General features: G+C 70.7%; 14 protein-coding genes. 3 read left to right on the top strand and 11 right to left on the bottom strand.

The window, feature by feature from the left end:
• Window positions 1-127: 127 nt before the first annotated feature.
• Window positions 128-946 carry an MOSC domain-containing protein gene (locus ABT008_RS16535; protein ID WP_350697075.1) on the top strand — a complete coding sequence of 273 codons (819 nt, stop codon included), beginning with the start codon at window positions 128-130 and terminating at the stop codon, window positions 944-946.
• A 22-nt stretch (window positions 947-968) separates the two neighbouring features.
• Here ABT008_RS16535 and ABT008_RS16540 read toward each other — a convergent pair whose 3' ends face one another.
• Together ABT008_RS16540 and ABT008_RS16545 are read right to left on the bottom strand one after the other, a co-directional pair.
• Window positions 969-2,189 (bottom strand): hypothetical protein, encoded by a 1,221-nt coding sequence (locus ABT008_RS16540; RefSeq protein ID WP_350697076.1) that lies wholly within the window; start codon window positions 2,187-2,189, stop codon window positions 969-971.
• Window positions 2,190-2,564: 375 nt separating this feature from the next.
• The gene (locus ABT008_RS16545) at window positions 2,565-3,566 is read right to left on the bottom strand and encodes a GntR family transcriptional regulator (protein ID WP_350697077.1); all 1,002 of its coding nucleotides are present in this window, start codon (window positions 3,564-3,566) and stop codon (window positions 2,565-2,567) included.
• Window positions 3,567-3,825: 259 nt separating this feature from the next.
• Between ABT008_RS16545 and ABT008_RS16550 the strand changes: the two genes are divergently transcribed.
• Window positions 3,826-5,019, top strand: a complete 1,194-nt coding sequence (locus ABT008_RS16550; RefSeq protein ID WP_350697078.1) for a DUF418 domain-containing protein — start codon at window positions 3,826-3,828, stop codon at window positions 5,017-5,019.
• A 52-nt stretch (window positions 5,020-5,071) separates the two neighbouring features.
• On the top strand, window positions 5,072-5,437 hold the full coding sequence (locus ABT008_RS16555) for a hypothetical protein (RefSeq protein WP_396748209.1): 366 nt from the start codon (window positions 5,072-5,074) through the stop codon (window positions 5,435-5,437).
• Window positions 5,438-5,674: 237 nt separating this feature from the next.
• Here the strand turns inward: ABT008_RS16555 and ABT008_RS16560 are convergent, their stop codons facing one another.
• From ABT008_RS16560 to ABT008_RS16600, 9 genes are all read right to left on the bottom strand, one after another.
• Window positions 5,675-6,010, bottom strand: a complete 336-nt coding sequence (locus tag ABT008_RS16560; RefSeq protein ID WP_350697079.1) for a VOC family protein — start codon at window positions 6,008-6,010, stop codon at window positions 5,675-5,677.
• Window positions 6,007-6,990, bottom strand: a complete 984-nt coding sequence (locus tag ABT008_RS16565) for an LLM class flavin-dependent oxidoreductase (protein ID WP_350697080.1) — start codon at window positions 6,988-6,990, stop codon at window positions 6,007-6,009. The genes ABT008_RS16560 and ABT008_RS16565 overlap by 4 nt, the downstream gene beginning before the upstream one ends.
• Window positions 6,991-6,997: 7 nt before the next feature.
• Entirely contained in the window at window positions 6,998-7,969 is a 972-nt protein-coding gene (locus ABT008_RS16570) for an enoyl-CoA hydratase/isomerase family protein (protein ID WP_350697081.1), read from the bottom strand.
• A 9-nt stretch (window positions 7,970-7,978) separates the two neighbouring features.
• Window positions 7,979-8,977, bottom strand: a complete 999-nt coding sequence (locus ABT008_RS16575; protein ID WP_350697082.1) for an LLM class flavin-dependent oxidoreductase — start codon at window positions 8,975-8,977, stop codon at window positions 7,979-7,981.
• Window positions 8,977-10,524, bottom strand: a complete 1,548-nt coding sequence (locus tag ABT008_RS16580) for a class I adenylate-forming enzyme family protein (RefSeq protein WP_350697083.1) — start codon at window positions 10,522-10,524, stop codon at window positions 8,977-8,979. Before ABT008_RS16580 ends, ABT008_RS16575 begins: the two co-directional genes overlap by 1 nt.
• On the bottom strand, window positions 10,521-11,525 hold the full coding sequence (locus ABT008_RS16585; protein WP_350697084.1) for an LLM class flavin-dependent oxidoreductase: 1,005 nt from the start codon (window positions 11,523-11,525) through the stop codon (window positions 10,521-10,523). Before ABT008_RS16585 ends, ABT008_RS16580 begins: the two co-directional genes overlap by 4 nt.
• Window positions 11,522-12,622, bottom strand: coding sequence for an LLM class flavin-dependent oxidoreductase (locus ABT008_RS16590; RefSeq protein ID WP_350697085.1), 1,101 nt, complete (start codon window positions 12,620-12,622; stop codon window positions 11,522-11,524). Before ABT008_RS16590 ends, ABT008_RS16585 begins: the two co-directional genes overlap by 4 nt.
• 73 nt (window positions 12,623-12,695) lie before the next feature.
• The gene (locus ABT008_RS16595; RefSeq protein ID WP_350697086.1) at window positions 12,696-13,724 is read right to left on the bottom strand and encodes an acyl-CoA dehydrogenase family protein; all 1,029 of its coding nucleotides are present in this window, start codon (window positions 13,722-13,724) and stop codon (window positions 12,696-12,698) included.
• A gap of 13 nt (window positions 13,725-13,737) precedes the next feature.
• The gene (locus ABT008_RS16600) at window positions 13,738-14,889 is read right to left on the bottom strand and encodes an acyl-CoA dehydrogenase family protein (protein WP_350697087.1); all 1,152 of its coding nucleotides are present in this window, start codon (window positions 14,887-14,889) and stop codon (window positions 13,738-13,740) included.
• Window positions 14,890-14,913 lie beyond the last annotated feature (24 nt).

Raw genomic sequence — 14,913 nt, forward strand, 5'->3', positions numbered from 1 at the left:
ACCGCGACCGTTGTCGATCGCCTTCACGTACCGCGTCGTCCGACGGGCCGGTCGAGTTCCCGGGGTTCCGTCCGGTGACAGTTAACCTCGGACCGTCCAGGTTGGCGTGAGCGCGAGGAAGTCACCGATGCCGAAGGTCGTCGCGCTGTGGCGCTATCCGCTCAAGAGCGCACGGGCCGAGATCCTGCCGGAGGTCGACGTCGAGTCGACGGGCCTGCGGGGCGACCGGGCGTGGGCGTGCGTCGACCCGCAGGACGCGACCGTCGGCAGCGCCAAACACCCGCGACGGTGGGGACGTCTGCTCGACGTCGGTGCGACGCTGCGCGACGGCGGCCCCGAACCGACGCTGACACTGCGCGTCGACGGCCACGAGGTGCAGGCCGGGACCGCCGAGGCGGAGGCGGTGCTCGGTCACCATCTCGGCCGCCCGGTGCGACTGACCCGGGAGGTGCCGTCCGACCCGAGGCTGCACCGGACGGTGCCGCAGGACGCGGGCCTGGTGCCGCAGTGGATGGACGACGTACGCCCCGGTCAGGACACCGTCACGGCCCTCGCCGGAGCACAACCGGGCGGGCGCTTCGTCGACTTCGGTGCCGTACACCTGGTGACCACCGGCGCGTTGTCCGCGCTGGGCGCACGGACCGGCGGAGCCGGCGCGGTCGCGGCACGCTTCCGGCCGAACCTGGTGCTCGACGCGCCTGGTGATCCCGAGCCGGGTCAGGAACTGCGCCTCGGTGACGTCCTGCTCCGGGTGGTCGTACCCACGCCCCGGTGCGTCGTCCCCGGGCTCGCCCAGCCAGACGTACCCGCCGATCGCGGCGTCCTGAGCGCGCTGGCCCGGCACTACCGCGTCCCCGTGGCCGGGTTGGGCCAGGCGGCCTGCTTCGGTGTCTACGCCGAGGTGGTCGAGCCGGGGCGACTACGCATCGGCCAGGAGGAGTCCTGACCGGCGCGTCGCCGCGAGGGGGTCAGCGCCCGGGCTGCCAGTGGTTGACGGTGGGCACGGATACCGGGTCGGTACGCCGGGGAGGGCCTGGTTCGGTGAGGCCGAGGAGTCGGTACATGATGCGTCGCAGCAACGGACCGGCGTTGCCCGGTCGGCCGGTCAGGGCGGCCATCACCGCCTGCTGGTCGAGGACGCGGGCCTTGGCGAGTTGCGAAAGCAGCGGCCGGTCGAGATCCAGGTGTACGGCACCGGTGGCGACCAGGTGCTGCGGCGTGCCGGGGGCAGGTGTCGACTGTGGGCCGGGGCAGAGCAGGATCGCCCGGCCGACGGCGGCGGCGTACGCGGTGACCGAGCCGTGGTCGCCGATCACCCGGTCGGCGGCGACGACGAGGGCTCGCCAGTCCTGGGTCGGGTCGGGCAGCAGTAGCCCCGCGTCGTGGCCGGACCGTAGCCACACTCGGATCTGGCGATGTCCGTGCGCGGCCCAGACAGCGGGGTGCAGCAGTGCGGCCACTCGGTGATGCCCGGGTGGGAGCTGGCTGACCAGCATGGGCAACAGGTCGGGTCGGTGCCCGAACAGGCTGTCCGGTCCCCAGGTCGAGCTGACCAGGACCAGTTCCTGGTCGTCGCCGACTCCCAGGCTCCGCCGGTAGGCGGATCGGTGCGGCAGGCTGGCGGCGAGACGGTCGACGCAGGGGTCACCGACGACAGTTGCGACGTCGAGTGCCTCCGGGCACTGACGTCGCAGCACCTCCCTCTCGTGCTCGTGAGAGAGGGCGAGTGCGCTCGGCAGTACCCGCCCGCCATGAGTCAGCCGTTGACGATCGAGACCGTAGACCACGGGTTCGGCGAGGGGCGGGCCGCCGTTCGGTGCGGGGCGCACCCGCTTGCTGCGCCCGGCGCCGTGGGCCGTGACCAGCAGTGGCGCGTGCAGTTGATGCAACCCTCCCCAGGAGGCGGCGACAGCGAGGTCGAACCGCTCCCGGACGGCCTGCGACCAGGGCAGGGTCAGCGCGCCGAGCCGCTCCAGGTGAGGTGTCACCTGCTGGTTGAACACGTCCGGCGCCACGGTGAAGACCACCTGGACCCGAAGATCGTCCTCGATCTGCGCGATGACGTCGAGCAGGCGGTGGCAACTGGCGATCGTGTGGGCCACCGCGAGGACGGTCCGGTTTCCGGCACGTGTCACCCAGTGGTCCGCGTCGATGCCGACGGGGGTGGCCAACCATCCCGACGACGTCATTGCCACTCTTGCCTGTCACGGGGCTCGAAGGTGCCCACGACCACGCACGACATGCCGGTCACCCTCGGGCCAGGGCACCCGGACCGGGACAACGAGCCGCCCTACTCCGGTTCCTCGGCAGTGAGGTCGGCCTGTTCGTCGACATAGGACGGATTAGTACTCCAGCCGCACCTGGTGGAGTACTAACCCCAGCCACCTCACGCAGCGTGGGCGACCGGCGGTAGCCGGCCGCCCACGCCTGGGTTCTGGAGGAGTACCGCTGGGAACCCGCCGAAACCAGGGTCGACCTGGCGATCCGCTTCCAAGCCCGCTACAAGCTCGGCAGCCCTACATAGATAGGCGGTGATGCGGCGGTAGTCCCGGACCCTGAGTGCGTCACGGCTCTGCCGTCAGATCCTGTGGTGAGCCTCCTCGACCTTCAATCAGCGGCGCGAGTCCGTCGAGCAGGTGTTTCATACCGAGGCCAAAGATCGCGTGTACGTCGGGCGGCCCGGAGACGCTGAACGTAAGGGGGAACCGGCCCCGCTCGGCGATCCTGAGGAACTCCGGACCCCTGGACCTCCACCAGTGTTCGGCGTCCATTCCGAACTCGTACTCCTCCACCACCGCCCGCGTGGCCTGGAGAGCCATACCGGAGGTGTAGGCGGACACGAAGGTGAGGATCGCCAGGGCCTCGTCCGGGGATCGCCCCTGGGCGGTGATCACCTTCATCATCCACTCGGCGTTCTCCACGAGCCCGGGGGACTGGACCGCCCCGGCGAGCATGGTCAGTCGAACTGCCCAGGGGTGCCTCCGGTAGATGTCCCACTCAGTCAGGAGCGCCAGTTCGAGGGCTCGTCGCCAGTCGGCGGGCGGCGGTTCGGGCAGGGCGTGCTCCGTGTAGACCTGGTCGATCATTGCCGTTGCCAGTGCCTCTTTGCTCGCGACGTGGCGGTACAGGGCCATGGTGCTCACCCTCAGGTGGGTGGCGACCCGGCGCATGGACAGGCCGTCGATTCCCTCGGCGTCGGCGATGGTGATCGCGGCCCGGACGATGGCCTCTCTGGTAATGGCGGTCTCGGTGGTCGGGCGGCCTCCTCCTGCCTCCGCCGGACGTGGGCGTACCCGCTGCCCCTGTTGCCCGCGTGCTTGCGGCGTAGCGACGGGCGCATCCCGCACGAGGGTCCCCACCCCGCGCACCGCTTCGACCAGACCCTCCTGACGCAGGGCCGCGAGCGCCTTGGTGGCGGTGGCCATGGCCACCCCCCACTCGCGCATGATCTCTCTCGTGGAGGGCACCCGCGCGCCCGGTCGCAGTTCCCTGGCGTCGATACGCGCACGGATATCGGCGACAACCTGCGCGTAGGGCGGCAACTTCTGTTCCGCAGTGGCGGACATCACTGGTCCCTTCGACTGTTCCCCGTCGCTTCAGTGTACTAGTGCGCAGGGGAGTGCGAACTGCCTGCCCTCACGGCACCAGGCCGAACCAGCGAGTACTCCTTCGCTCCTGCTGCACTAGTGCTGATGGGGCGGCAATCCCAGTAAAGCAGGGCTCACAAGGGAATCCACAGTGTGCGTACTATGTACACTCCGCCTCGGAGGGTGCACCTCGACGCGTACGCCGTTTCGCATAATCAGCGGCCCTTTGGAGGCCACCATGTCCTACACGTCCACCACCGGGCCGCGGACCGCTCCCGCTTCCGGTCCGCTCCCGCTCGACCGCCGTTCCCTGGCGCCGGATCTGGCCCGTGGCGTCATGCTTCTGGTCATCGCACTTGCCCACACGCACCTGTTCACCGTGTTCATCGGCGGTCCCGAGAACGCCCTCACCACTGCGGACCAGATCACCACCGCAGGCACCGTCATGTTCGTCGACCTGCGCGGCTACCCCATGTTTGCGGCCCTGTTCGGTTACGGCCTGGCCGTGATCTACCGACGCCGCAGCGAGCAGGAACACGCCTGGACCCGGACCCGCGGGCTGCTACGCCGGCGCGGCCTGTGGTTGATCGTCTTCGGGCTGGGACACGCGGTGCTGCTCTTCCCCGGGGACATTCTGGCCGTCTACGGCCTGGTGGCGCTGCTCCTGGTGGGCGTTCTGCGGCTGCGCGACCGGACCCTGGTGCTCCTGGCAGTGCTCTGGCTGCCCGTGGCCGCAGCCGTCCATGCCCTGGTCGCTGCCGACATGGCCATGACGGGGCAGGGCATGCCAGTGCTGCCCGACGGGTTCGTGAACGAACTCGTCTTCCGTCTGACCCTGTACTCGGTCCTGTTCGTGATGATGCTCGTCAGCACCCTCGTCCCGTTCCTGCTCGGCGTGCTGGCGGCTCGGCACCGTCTTCTGGAGCGGCCCCACGAGCACCTGCGGCTGTTGCGCGTGACCGCGTTCGTGGGTATCCCCCTGGCCGCGGTGGCCGGCCTCCCCCTGGCCTTGGACAAGGCGGGGGTGTGGACCGACGTCAACCCGGGGGACGTCCTGGTCACCACCGCCCTGCACCAGGCGAGCGGCTACGCGGGCGGTTTGGGTTATGCGGCGCTGATCGCCCTCGTCGCGGCCCGCCTCGCCGGCCGGCAGGGACCGGTGGCCAACGCCCTGGCCGCACTCGGACAGCGCTCCATGACCTTCTACCTGGCCCAGTCGGTGGCCTGGGCGGCACTGTTCTCCTCCTACACACTCCACCTGCGGTTGACCTCACCCGCAGTGGGCGTGGGCATCGCGGTGGCGGTGTGGCTGACCACGGTGCTGCTCGCCGACCTCATGCGCCGCCGGGGCGTACGCGGACCGGCCGAGGTGGCGCTGCGCCGCCTCACCTACCGGGGCGCACCGGGTCCCACCGGAAACAGTCTCGGGTAGGCGGAAGCCCTGGGCCGGCCCCCGGCCCCGCAGCTGGCCGTCGACTGCCTGGGTGGCCACGTCCACCTGCCCGCGTCGCCTCAACCCGGGCGGGCATCGCCGCCAGGCCACGAACTCGCGGGCGCACAATTACTACCTGTGCTTTGGCCCCGCAGGCATCCCGGACGAGGACCTGATCCGCATCGCTGGGACCCGGTGGGCGGTAGAGGAGTGCTTCCAGACCGCCAAGACCGAGGTTGGCCTGGATCACTACCAGGTGCGTCGGTACGACGCCTGGTACCGGCATATAACTCTCGTTCTATGCGCCCACGCCTACCTCACCGCCACCGCCGCGCAGGCCAAAAAGGGGGCACCGAATCCGATGACGGTCTCATTCCTCTCGCCCTCGGCGAGGTCCGCCGTCTCCTGGCACACCTGATCACCACCGCCCGACCCTTCGACCACATCCATCGATGGTCACGATGGCGACGCCGACACCAGTACCGCGCCAGAACAGCCCACTACCAGCGAAGACTCCAACTCCACCAGGTGCGGCTGGAGTATTAGAGCAGTCGATCATCGCGCCGTGTCGGCGGGGGTACCGGATCACCGGTGCACGGCAGGAAGGGACCGCCGTCGTCCACCGACGCACCTTCCGGGCCTCGATGGACGGCGGTCAGGCGAGACGTTGGTAGACGACGAGCGGGTTCCCGCCCGGGTCGACGACCACCGCCCGTCGCTCGTGCGGGCCCACCACGGTGTCGCCCGCCGTGCCGCCGCCGGCCGTCACCTGCGCGAGGCAGGCGTCCAGGTCGTCGACCTGGATGCTGAGCAGGGTACGGCCGGCGACGGGTTGCTGCGACGCGTCGGCCAGTCCCACGGTCACCGAGCCGTCGGTGAGTGCGGCGTACCGGTCGCCGTCGCGGAAGCGGACGGTCAGCCCGAGGGCGGTGTAGAAGTCGAGCTGGGCGTCCAACTCGTCGGCGGGGACGATCACGTGACCGATCTTCATGTGCGGAACCTCGGCATGACCTCGCGGGCGAAACGTTCGACGATCCGGATCGAGTCCTCGATGGGCAGGCCGAGCCACTGCGCGCGGAAGACGAAGTGGTTGAAACCGGCGTCGGCGAAGTCCTGGACCTTCGCCGCGATGTCGTCGGGGGACCCGAAGAAGAGGGCCCGCTCCTTGATGGCCTCCCACTGGGACTCGAAGAAGTCCATGCCGTACTGCACGTACTCGCCGTAGGAGCGGCGGACCGCGTCACCGGCGAGGGCGTACGCGTCGTCGAAGGAGTCGGCCACGCAGAGGTCGCGGTGGATCGGGAAGACCGCGCCCTCCTCGCTGAAGCCGGCCGCCCGGCGCTGCTCCCGGTAGTCGGCGAGGTTGCCGACGGCCCAGTTGCGACGGACGTTCGACGGGGCCAGCCAAGGCAGGCCCTGACGGGCGATCCGGGCGATGCCGGTGGGGCCGTTGGCACCGACCCAGACCGGCGGATGTGGCCGTTGGACGGGCAGCACGCTGCACCGTACGCCGTCGAGGGTGAAGTGTCGGCCCTCGTGGTGGACGGTCTCGCCGGTCCAGAGCCGCTGCATCACCGCGAGCGCCTCGTTCATCCGCGAGACCCGGGTCCGCCGGTCGATGCCGAACGAGTCGAACTCCACCTCGCGGTAACCGGCGCCGATGCCCAGGACGAAGCGACCGCCGGACATCTGGTCGATGGTGGCGATCTCCTCGGCCCAGTGCACCGGGTGTCCGAGCGGCAGGATGAGGATGCCGGTGCCCAGCTCCATCGTGCCGGAGTGGTCGATCAGCCGGCTCAGCAACGGCAGCGGCTGCGGGGTGCGCAGCGACGACAGGTAGTGGTGGATGCCGTAGACCGAGTCGTAGCCGAGGTCGCGGATGTGTTGGACGTACTCGACGGTTTCGCCGAGGCGTCGACCCAGGTCGTCGTCGTACGCGTACTGGTGGTCGAGCAGGACGCCGAACTTCATCGCGGGCCTACTTCTCGCGGGCCCGCGAGTCGCTGAGCCGGAAGTACGGCGCGACGAGCCGGTCCCGGTCGGCCAGCGCCTGCGCGATGCCCTTCTCCCGCCGCTCCTTGAGGAAGTTCCAGTCCCCCTCTTCGAAGCTGACGTTGGTGGCCCAGCCGTGGCCGACCCACCCGGTCATCGCGCCCAGGCCCTTGCCCCGGGCCTCCATCACCACCTGCATCATCGACTTGCCCATCATCAGCGAGTCCAGCGGCATGACGGCGATCGCGTCGGCGTAGTCGTCCACCCAGCGCGACAGTTCCTCGCGCTCGACGACCTTGGTGACCAGGCCCTTGCGTTCGCCCTCCTCGGCGCCGATGGCCCGCATGGTCAGCATGACGTCCTTCATCGTCGTCAGGCCGACCTTCTCGATCCAGTGGTACATGTCCTGCGGGGCCGGGCCGAGATAGCGGAACGCCGGGTGGGTGAACCGGGCGTCGGGGCTGGCGATGACGATGTCGGCGGAGAGCGCGATCTGGAAGTGCCCGCCGTAGCAGTAGCCCTGCACCTGGCAGATGGTCGCCTTCAACGACTCGATGATCGGCCGGGTGAAGCCGGAGCTGAGCACGTTGCGGTCGGGCAGGATGCGCTGCCGCTGCGCCGGGCGGCGGCGGGACGCCTTGTCGGTGCCGGTCTTGTAGCCGATGTAGTGGCCGAGTTCGGCGGCGTCGGCGCCGGTGCCGAAGTGGTCGCCCTCCCCCTTGAACACGATGACCTTCACCCGGTCGTCGGTCTCCGCCTCGCGGACCAGGTCACCGACGCGCTCGAAGGCGGCGACCGGGATGGCGTTGAGCCGGTCGGGGCGGTCGAAGGTGATCGTCGCGACGGAGCGCTCCTCGTCCACGTCGTACCGGACGTACGTCGCGAGGACCTCGGGGTCGACCTCCATGTTCTCGACGTCCCACTGGTCGGCCAGCAGTTCGGCTTCGGTCTTCTTCACGGCGGTTCCTTAGGGTCGGCTGGTGCGGAAGGCGGGGAACACCTCGGTGGCGAACAGTCGCAGCGAGGCGCGCAGTCGCTCGGTCGGCATGCCGAGCCATCCGGGACGGAAGATGAGATGGTCGAAGCCGAGGTCCCGCAGGGCGGAGATGCGTTCGATCAGGAACTCCGGCGAGCCCAGCAACAGGGTGTTGCGGACCAGGTCGTCGAAGCGGTCGCGCTGCCAGCGCAGCGCCGGGTACTCGGCGTAGGTGGAGTACTCCCGCCGGGCGTGCGGCAGCGCCTCCTCGACGGCCTGTTCGGTGGTGGGCGCGCAGTACAGCTCGACGCCGACCGGCCGTTGCACGGCTGCGGGGTCGCGGCCGTACTCGGCCAGGGCCTCGTTGTAGACGGCGAGGTGTTCGGGCAGGAAGCGGCGGCTCGGCGAATTGCCCGGCGCGTACCAGGCGTCGCCGAGGCGGGCGGCGCGGCGGACGGCCTTGCGGCCGCCCGCGCCGATCCAGATCGGCGGGCCGCCCGGCGTCAGCGGCCGGATGCCGATGGTGGCGTCGACCTGCGGATAGAACTCGCCGTCGTGGGTGACCGGCGTGCCGCTCCAGAGGGCCCGGATCAGCCGCAGGCTCTCGTCGAAGCGACGGAACCGGGCCTGCGGGTCCAGGCCGAAGGCGGCGAACTCGTTCTCCCGGTAGCCGGCGCCGACGCCGAGGACCACCCGTCCGCCGGAGAGGTGGTCCAGGGTCGCGAACTCCTCGGCGACGTGCACCGGGTGGAACATCGGCAGCAGCAGGATGCCGGTGCCGAGGGTCATCTCGCCGGAGCGCGGGATGAGGCTGGCCAGCATCGAGATGGGCTGCGGGGTGGCCAGGTTGGACTGGAAGTGGTTGATCGTCCAGACCGAGTCGTAGCCGAGTTCGGCGGCGAGTTCCACGGTGCCGAACAGGTCGCTCAGGTGCCGGCCGAGGTCGTCGCCGTGCGGGTACTGGTGCGACGCCATGATGCCGAACTTCATCAGCTCCGACCTCCCTCGGCGGCGGGCGCCGCGACCCGGCTGGTCTTGCCGGTGGCGCTGCGTTCCAGGACGGGCACGAACTCGACGCGTCGGGGTGCCTTGAAGTGCGCCAGCCGGTCGCGGGCGAACGCGACGATGCCGTCGGCGAGGACCGCATCCGGGATCGAGTCGTCGGTCTCGCGGACCACCAGGGCCACCGGGATCTCGCCCAGCCGGTCGTCGGGACGGCCGAGCACCCGTACGTCGTTGACCAGGGGGTGCTCGCGGAGTTCGTCCTCGATCTCCTCGGGCCACACCTGGAAGCCGCCGCACTTGATCATGTCTCGCTTCCGACCGACCAGGAACAGCACGCCGTCGTCGTCGACGTAGCCAATGTCGCCGGTGTGCACCCAGCCGTCGCGGACCAGTTCCCGGGAGGCGTCCGGGTCGTCGACGTACCCCTTGGTCAACGCGGAGCGGACCACCACCTCGCCCTCCGCGCCGGCCGGCAGCGCGGCACCGGCGTCGTCGCGGATCTCCAGTTCCACCCCGGGATAGACCCGGCCGGCCGAGCCGGGCTTCCATCGGCCGGCCTTCATGTCCCGGCCGTTCCACCCGGCGATGTGTCCGGCCTCGGTGGACCCGTAGTTGACCAGGATGGGCACGTGGTAGCGCTGCTCGAAGGCGCGCCGGACCGGCCACGAGATGGCCTGCCCGGCGACCAGGACCGACTTCACACCCTCGAAGGGCAGGTCCCGTTCGGTGTGCACGATGTCGAAGACCATGGTGGGCAGGAAGAAGAAGTTGTCGAAGGCGAAGCGTCGCATCAGCCCGTCGAGCCGGTCGACGCCGAAGCGTTCCCAGACCACCGCGGCCCGGCCGACGAAGTACGCGAAGAGCAGTGAGTGCTGGCCGCCGCTGTGGAACAGCGGCAGGGCGATCAGGTTGGGCTTCGCGTCGGTGGCGGCGCTGCCCTCGGCGTCGGTGCCGGTGGCGACCCGGGCCAGGCGCATCAGCGACTCCCGCGAGCCGCCGTGGGTCACGCTGACCGCCTTGGGCCGGCCGGTGGTGCCGCCGGTGAACAGGATGCACGCCTCCGCGTCCGGTGCGACGTCGACGGCGGGTACCCGGGTCGGGTGTCGCCACGACAGCGCCGGTGCCCCGGCGACCGGTTCGGTGACCGAGCGGACCGGCAGGTCGGTGCCGGTCAGGAACTCGGCGATCACCTCGGGCCGACGGTCGTCGACGAGCAGCAGGCGCGGCGTGGTCTTGGCGACCGACTCGGCGAGTTCGGCGGCGTTGTACAGGCTGCTGACCGTCACCGGCACCGCGCCGATCTTCCACGCGCCGAAGAGGAAGAAGACGACCTCCGGGCCGTTGGTGAGGTAGCAGGCGACCCGGTCACCGGCCCCGACGCCCTCGGCGCGCAGCGCGGCGGCGACGCCACCGGACAGCAGGTCGATCTCGTCGAAGGTCCAGGACCGGCCGTCCTCGCCGTGCAGGCCCGCCACGTCGGCCCGGTCGGTGCTGCGGCCGTGCAGGATCAGGGCGAGATTCGCGCCGCTCATCGTGTCGCCTCCTCGGTGCTCGGGGTGGCGACCCGGCTGATGACCTCGGCACCGAATCGGGCGAGCTGGTCCATCGCCTCCTCCTGGCTGGCGCCGACGAACTGGTGCCGCAGCGACACCTCGGTGATGCCGAGGTCGTTCTCCCAGCGGCGGAGCTTGTCGACGATCTCGTCGGCCGACCCGACCAGGCAGTCCTGGGCAAGGTAGCGGTCCAGGTCCAGCGACTGGGCCTCGTCCCACGACTTGTAGCCCGCGTACTGGCGTTGCAGGTGGGGGCGGACCGCCGCGACGGCGCTGCGGTAGCTGTCGCCGATGAACGCCTCGCGGCTCATCGGGTACTCGCGGACCGGGTCGAAGCCCCGTTCGGCGAGTTCGGCGCGGTAGATGCCGAGGAGTCGGGCGAGTTCGGCGTCGTCGCCCTTGGGGCCGATGAGCCAGGGGGCGTCGAGCCGGGCGGCGCGTCGGATGGCGGGTTCGGCGAACGCGCCGATCCAGATCGGCGGGCCACCGGGCTGCACCGGGCGCAGCGGCAGGCTGGCCTGCGGCACCTCGCCCCAACTGCCGGCGGCGTCGATCGTCTCGCCGCGCCAGAGGGCGCGCAGGATCGGCACGTACTCGCGGAGGCGGCGCAGCCGGTCCTCCCACGCCACGCCGAAGGCGGTGGTCTCCCGGCGGCGGTAGCCGGCGCCGATGCCGACGGTCAACCGTCCGCGGGTCAGCACGTCGAGGGAGGACAGTTCCTCGGCGAGGGCGATCGGGTTCAGCAGGGGCGCCAGCAGCACCCCGAAGCCGATGCGGATCCGGCTGGTGGCGTGTCCCAGGTGACCGGCGAGCGGGATCGGCTGCACGAACGCCGACCGGGCCAGGTAGTGGTGTCCGAGGTAGACGGCGTGGAAGCCGGCCGCCTCGGCGGCGGCCGCCTGGGCCAGTACGCCGTCGATGCCCTCGGTGGCCGAGGCCGCCGGGTCGAACTGGGCGCTGAGGAAGCAGCTGATCCTCACCCGACGACCGCCTGGGCGGCGGCGGGCGCGCTCACCTGGTCGTCCTTGGCGGCGGTGGCGCGGAAGTGCGGGATGACCTTCGCGGCGAACTCCTCCATCGACTTGAGCGCGGCCTTGCGGTCCAGCGACGGGATCCGCAGCCAGCCGATGTAGTGGTTGATGCCGAGCTGTTCGCGCAGCATCTCGATGGTCTCGATGACGCGCTGCGCGGAGCCGAAGTTGCCACCGTGGGTCAGGGTCTGCTCCAGCGTCAGCAGCTCGATGTTCTTGGCCACCGCCGCGTAGTAGGCGCGTTCCTTGTCGATGGCCTCCTCCGAGCCGGGGATGACCTTGCCGACGGACTTGTAGTAGTTGAGGGCGGCCTGCGCGGCCGCGCGCAGTCCCTCGCTGCTGTCACCGCACCAGACCTGCTGCATGAAGGGCAGGTCGTAGGTGCTGATGTCGAATCCGTTCTCCCGCATGCTCTGCCGGTAGAGGTCGAAGTTGCGCTGCATCACGCCCAACGGCGTGAAGTTCGGCGAGGTGATGATCGATTCGCCGACGGCGCCGCGTTCGCGGAAGCTGTCCGGGGAGACGGTGCCCTGCAGGATCGGCGGGCCACCGGGCGTGTACGGCCGGGGGTAGGTCGTGACGTTGTCGTACTGGAAGATCTTGCCGTGGTAGGAGAAGTTCTCCTGCGACAACGCGAGTCGCAGCACCTCAAGCGTCTCCTGGTAGCGCTGCTTCGACTCCTCCAGCGGGATGCCGAAGCCGGCGAACTCGGCGGGCTGGTAGCCGCGGCCGACGCCGATGGAGACCCGGCCGCCACTGAGCACGTCGAGCGCGGCGATGTCCTCGGCCAGCCGCAGCGGGTGGTGCAGCGGCAGCACGAGGACGGCGGTGCCGATGGTGATCTGTCGGGTCCGCTCGGCGACGGCCATGCCGAAGTTCACCGGGCTGCCGAGAATGCCGTACTTCGAGAAGTGGTGCTCGGCCAGCCAGATCGAGTCGAACCCGAGCTCGTCGGCCAGCTGGATCTCGTCGAGGGTCTCTCGCAGCACCTGGTGATCGGATGTGCCGTCACTCACCGGGAACAGGTTCATGATTCCGAACTTCACGGCTTCTCCTCGTTTATTCCGACCAGCCGGTATGTTACCGCCGTAGGTATCCGGCCTGCAAGGGTTTCGCAGGTCAGTGGGGTTGCGACGAACGTCGGGCGGCGATCCGCAGCTCGCCGGCACGGCGGCGGTGCCAGGAACCGCGGCCGAATCGGGCGTCGAGCACCAACGCCCGGCGCAGGAACAGGTGCGGCACCGCCTCCATGGTGATGCCCATGCCGCCGTGCACCTGGATGCACCGCTCGGCGGCGAACACCGCCGCCGTCCCGGCCGCCGCCTTGGCCGCGTGCACCTGGATCTCGGCGTCCGGGCGTCCGTTGTCGACCGCCCAGGCGGCGTAGAGGGTCAGGTCCCAGGCGGCCTTGCGGGCCGTGGCCGCCTCGGCGAGCTGGAAGGCGACGCCCTGGAACGAGCCGATCACCCGCCCGAACTGCTGACGGGTACGCGCCTGCTCGGCGGCCAGCTCGATGGCGCCCTGCGCGACACCGCAGAGTTCGGCGGCGACCACCAGCGTGGCGCGGGCCGCCCCGGTGCCGGCCGGCACGATGTCCTGCGGATCGGGCAGCGTGACGTCCGACAGCGGCACGGACGGGTCGACCGACTCGCGCGCGGTCACCGCGACCGGCTGGGTGGTCCACACTCCCTCGGCGGCGCCCAGTGCGACCACCGCGTCCGCCTGCGCCGCGTACGGCACCAGGGTGCGTACCGGCGTCCGGGTCGACACCTGGTCGGCCCGCGCGGTGTCCCCCGGGACGTCCACCGCCGGGGTGAGCACCCGACTGCCGTCGAGCACGTCGTCCGGCAGCGGCGTACCGTGCCCGCTGCCGCAGAGCAGTTGCACCGCCGCGGCGTGCGCCGGGAACCGGCTCGCGACGAGCCGTTCGCCGAGCGCCTCGACGGCGACGAGCAGGTCGATCAGGCTCGACCCGATGCCGCCGACCTGCTCCGGCACCCCGAGGAGCCCGAAGTCACGCAACAGCGCCGCGTCACCGGCGGGGGCCTGCCAGTGCGTCGGCAGCCCGCCGGTGGCCCGTTCCGGGTCGGCCAGCGCGCCGACGGTCTTGGCGATGTCCTGCTGTTCCTGGGTGAATGTTGCCCGCACGCGATGACTCCGCTCAGCGTGAGCGGGGCAGGTTCAGCACCCGCTCCGCCAGGATCGATTTCTGGACCTCCTCCGTGCCGCCCTCGATGGTGTGGGCACGGGCGCGCAGGTAGCGGCGCATCCGGGCGGCGGCGCCGTCGCCGTCGACCAGCACCCCGCCCGCGTCGTCGAGTTGCACGGCGAGACGGTTGGCGCGCTGCACCACCCCGGCCCAGAGGCTCTTGAGGGCCGAGGTCTCCGGCCCGGGCACTCCCCCGGCGCGGCTCTCGCCGAGCATCCGCATCGACCCGATCCGCACCGCCTCGGCGTCGCACTGCAACGCGCCGACCGCGTCGACGAAGGCGTTGTCGTCGGCGACCCCGCGTGCGATCCCGAGGTCGACGACCCGGTCCACCGCCTGGCGGGCCCACACCCACAGGTTCAGTGCCATGCTGCCGCGCTCGAAGGCGAGCGTGGTCAGGGCCACCCGCCAGCCGTTGCCGACCCCGCCGAGCACGTCGGCGTCGGGGACGAAGACGTCGTCGAGGAACATCTCGTTGAACTCGGTGTCCCCGTTGATCATCGTCAGCGGCCGGACGGTGAACCCGTCCATCGGGGCGAGGAAGTAGGTGATCCCCTGGTGCTTGGGCGCGTCGGCGTCGGTGCGGGCGAGCAGCAGGCACCGGGAGGCGTTGTGCGCGTTCGACGTCCAGATCTTGGCGCCGTTGATCAGCCAGCCGCCGTCCACCTTCGTCGCGGCGGTCCGCAGGCCGGCCAGGTCGGATCCGGCGCCGGGCTCGCTGAAGCCCTGGCACCAGTACTCCTCGCCGCGCAGGATGCCGGGCAGGTGCCGGGCCTGCTGCTCGTCGGTGCCGTGCGCGATGACGGTCGGTCCGGCGAGCATCATGCCGACCCCGTTGAGCGGGTACGGCGCCCCGCGTACCGCGGCCTCCTCGTTGAAGATGGCCTGCGCCAACGAGTCCAGTCCCCGGCCGCCGTGCGCGACCGGCCAGGACAGGCCGGCCCAGTTGCCGGCGCAGAGCCGGTCCTGCCACACCCGCGACCAGTGCTCGCGCTCGTCCTGCGACAACTCCTCCTGGTCGGGGACGTCGCGCAGCGCCTCGTCCAGCCAGGCGCCGACCTCGCGCCGGAACGCCAGGTCGGACGCGCTGTCATCGAAGTCCATCCGTCCCTCCCCTCGTGTCGTGGC

Source organism: Micromonospora sp. NPDC002389, assembly GCF_040296095.1.
Taxonomy (GTDB): Bacteria; Actinomycetota; Actinomycetes; order Mycobacteriales; family Micromonosporaceae; genus Micromonospora.

What these genes read in the sequence shown, in the direction of transcription:
- ABT008_RS16600 (WP_350697087.1), bottom strand. Translation starts at nt 14,889, where the DNA reads ATGGACTTCGATGACAGCGCGTCCGACCTGGCGTTCCGGCGCGAGGTC.
- ABT008_RS16540 (WP_350697076.1), bottom strand. Translation starts at nt 2,189, where the DNA reads ATGACGTCGTCGGGATGGTTGGCCACCCCCGTCGGCATCGACGCGGAC.
- ABT008_RS16580 (WP_350697083.1), bottom strand. Translation starts at nt 10,524, where the DNA reads ATGAGCGGCGCGAATCTCGCCCTGATCCTGCACGGCCGCAGCACCGAC.
- ABT008_RS16535 (WP_350697075.1), top strand. Translation starts at nt 128, where the DNA reads ATGCCGAAGGTCGTCGCGCTGTGGCGCTATCCGCTCAAGAGCGCACGG.
- ABT008_RS16545 (WP_350697077.1), bottom strand. Translation starts at nt 3,566, where the DNA reads ATGTCCGCCACTGCGGAACAGAAGTTGCCGCCCTACGCGCAGGTTGTC.
- ABT008_RS16575 (WP_350697082.1), bottom strand. Translation starts at nt 8,977, where the DNA reads ATGAAGTTCGGCATCATGGCGTCGCACCAGTACCCGCACGGCGACGAC.
- ABT008_RS16565 (WP_350697080.1), bottom strand. Translation starts at nt 6,990, where the DNA reads ATGAAGTTCGGCGTCCTGCTCGACCACCAGTACGCGTACGACGACGAC.
- ABT008_RS16560 (WP_350697079.1), bottom strand. Translation starts at nt 6,010, where the DNA reads ATGAAGATCGGTCACGTGATCGTCCCCGCCGACGAGTTGGACGCCCAG.
- ABT008_RS16550 (WP_350697078.1), top strand. Translation starts at nt 3,826, where the DNA reads ATGTCCTACACGTCCACCACCGGGCCGCGGACCGCTCCCGCTTCCGGT.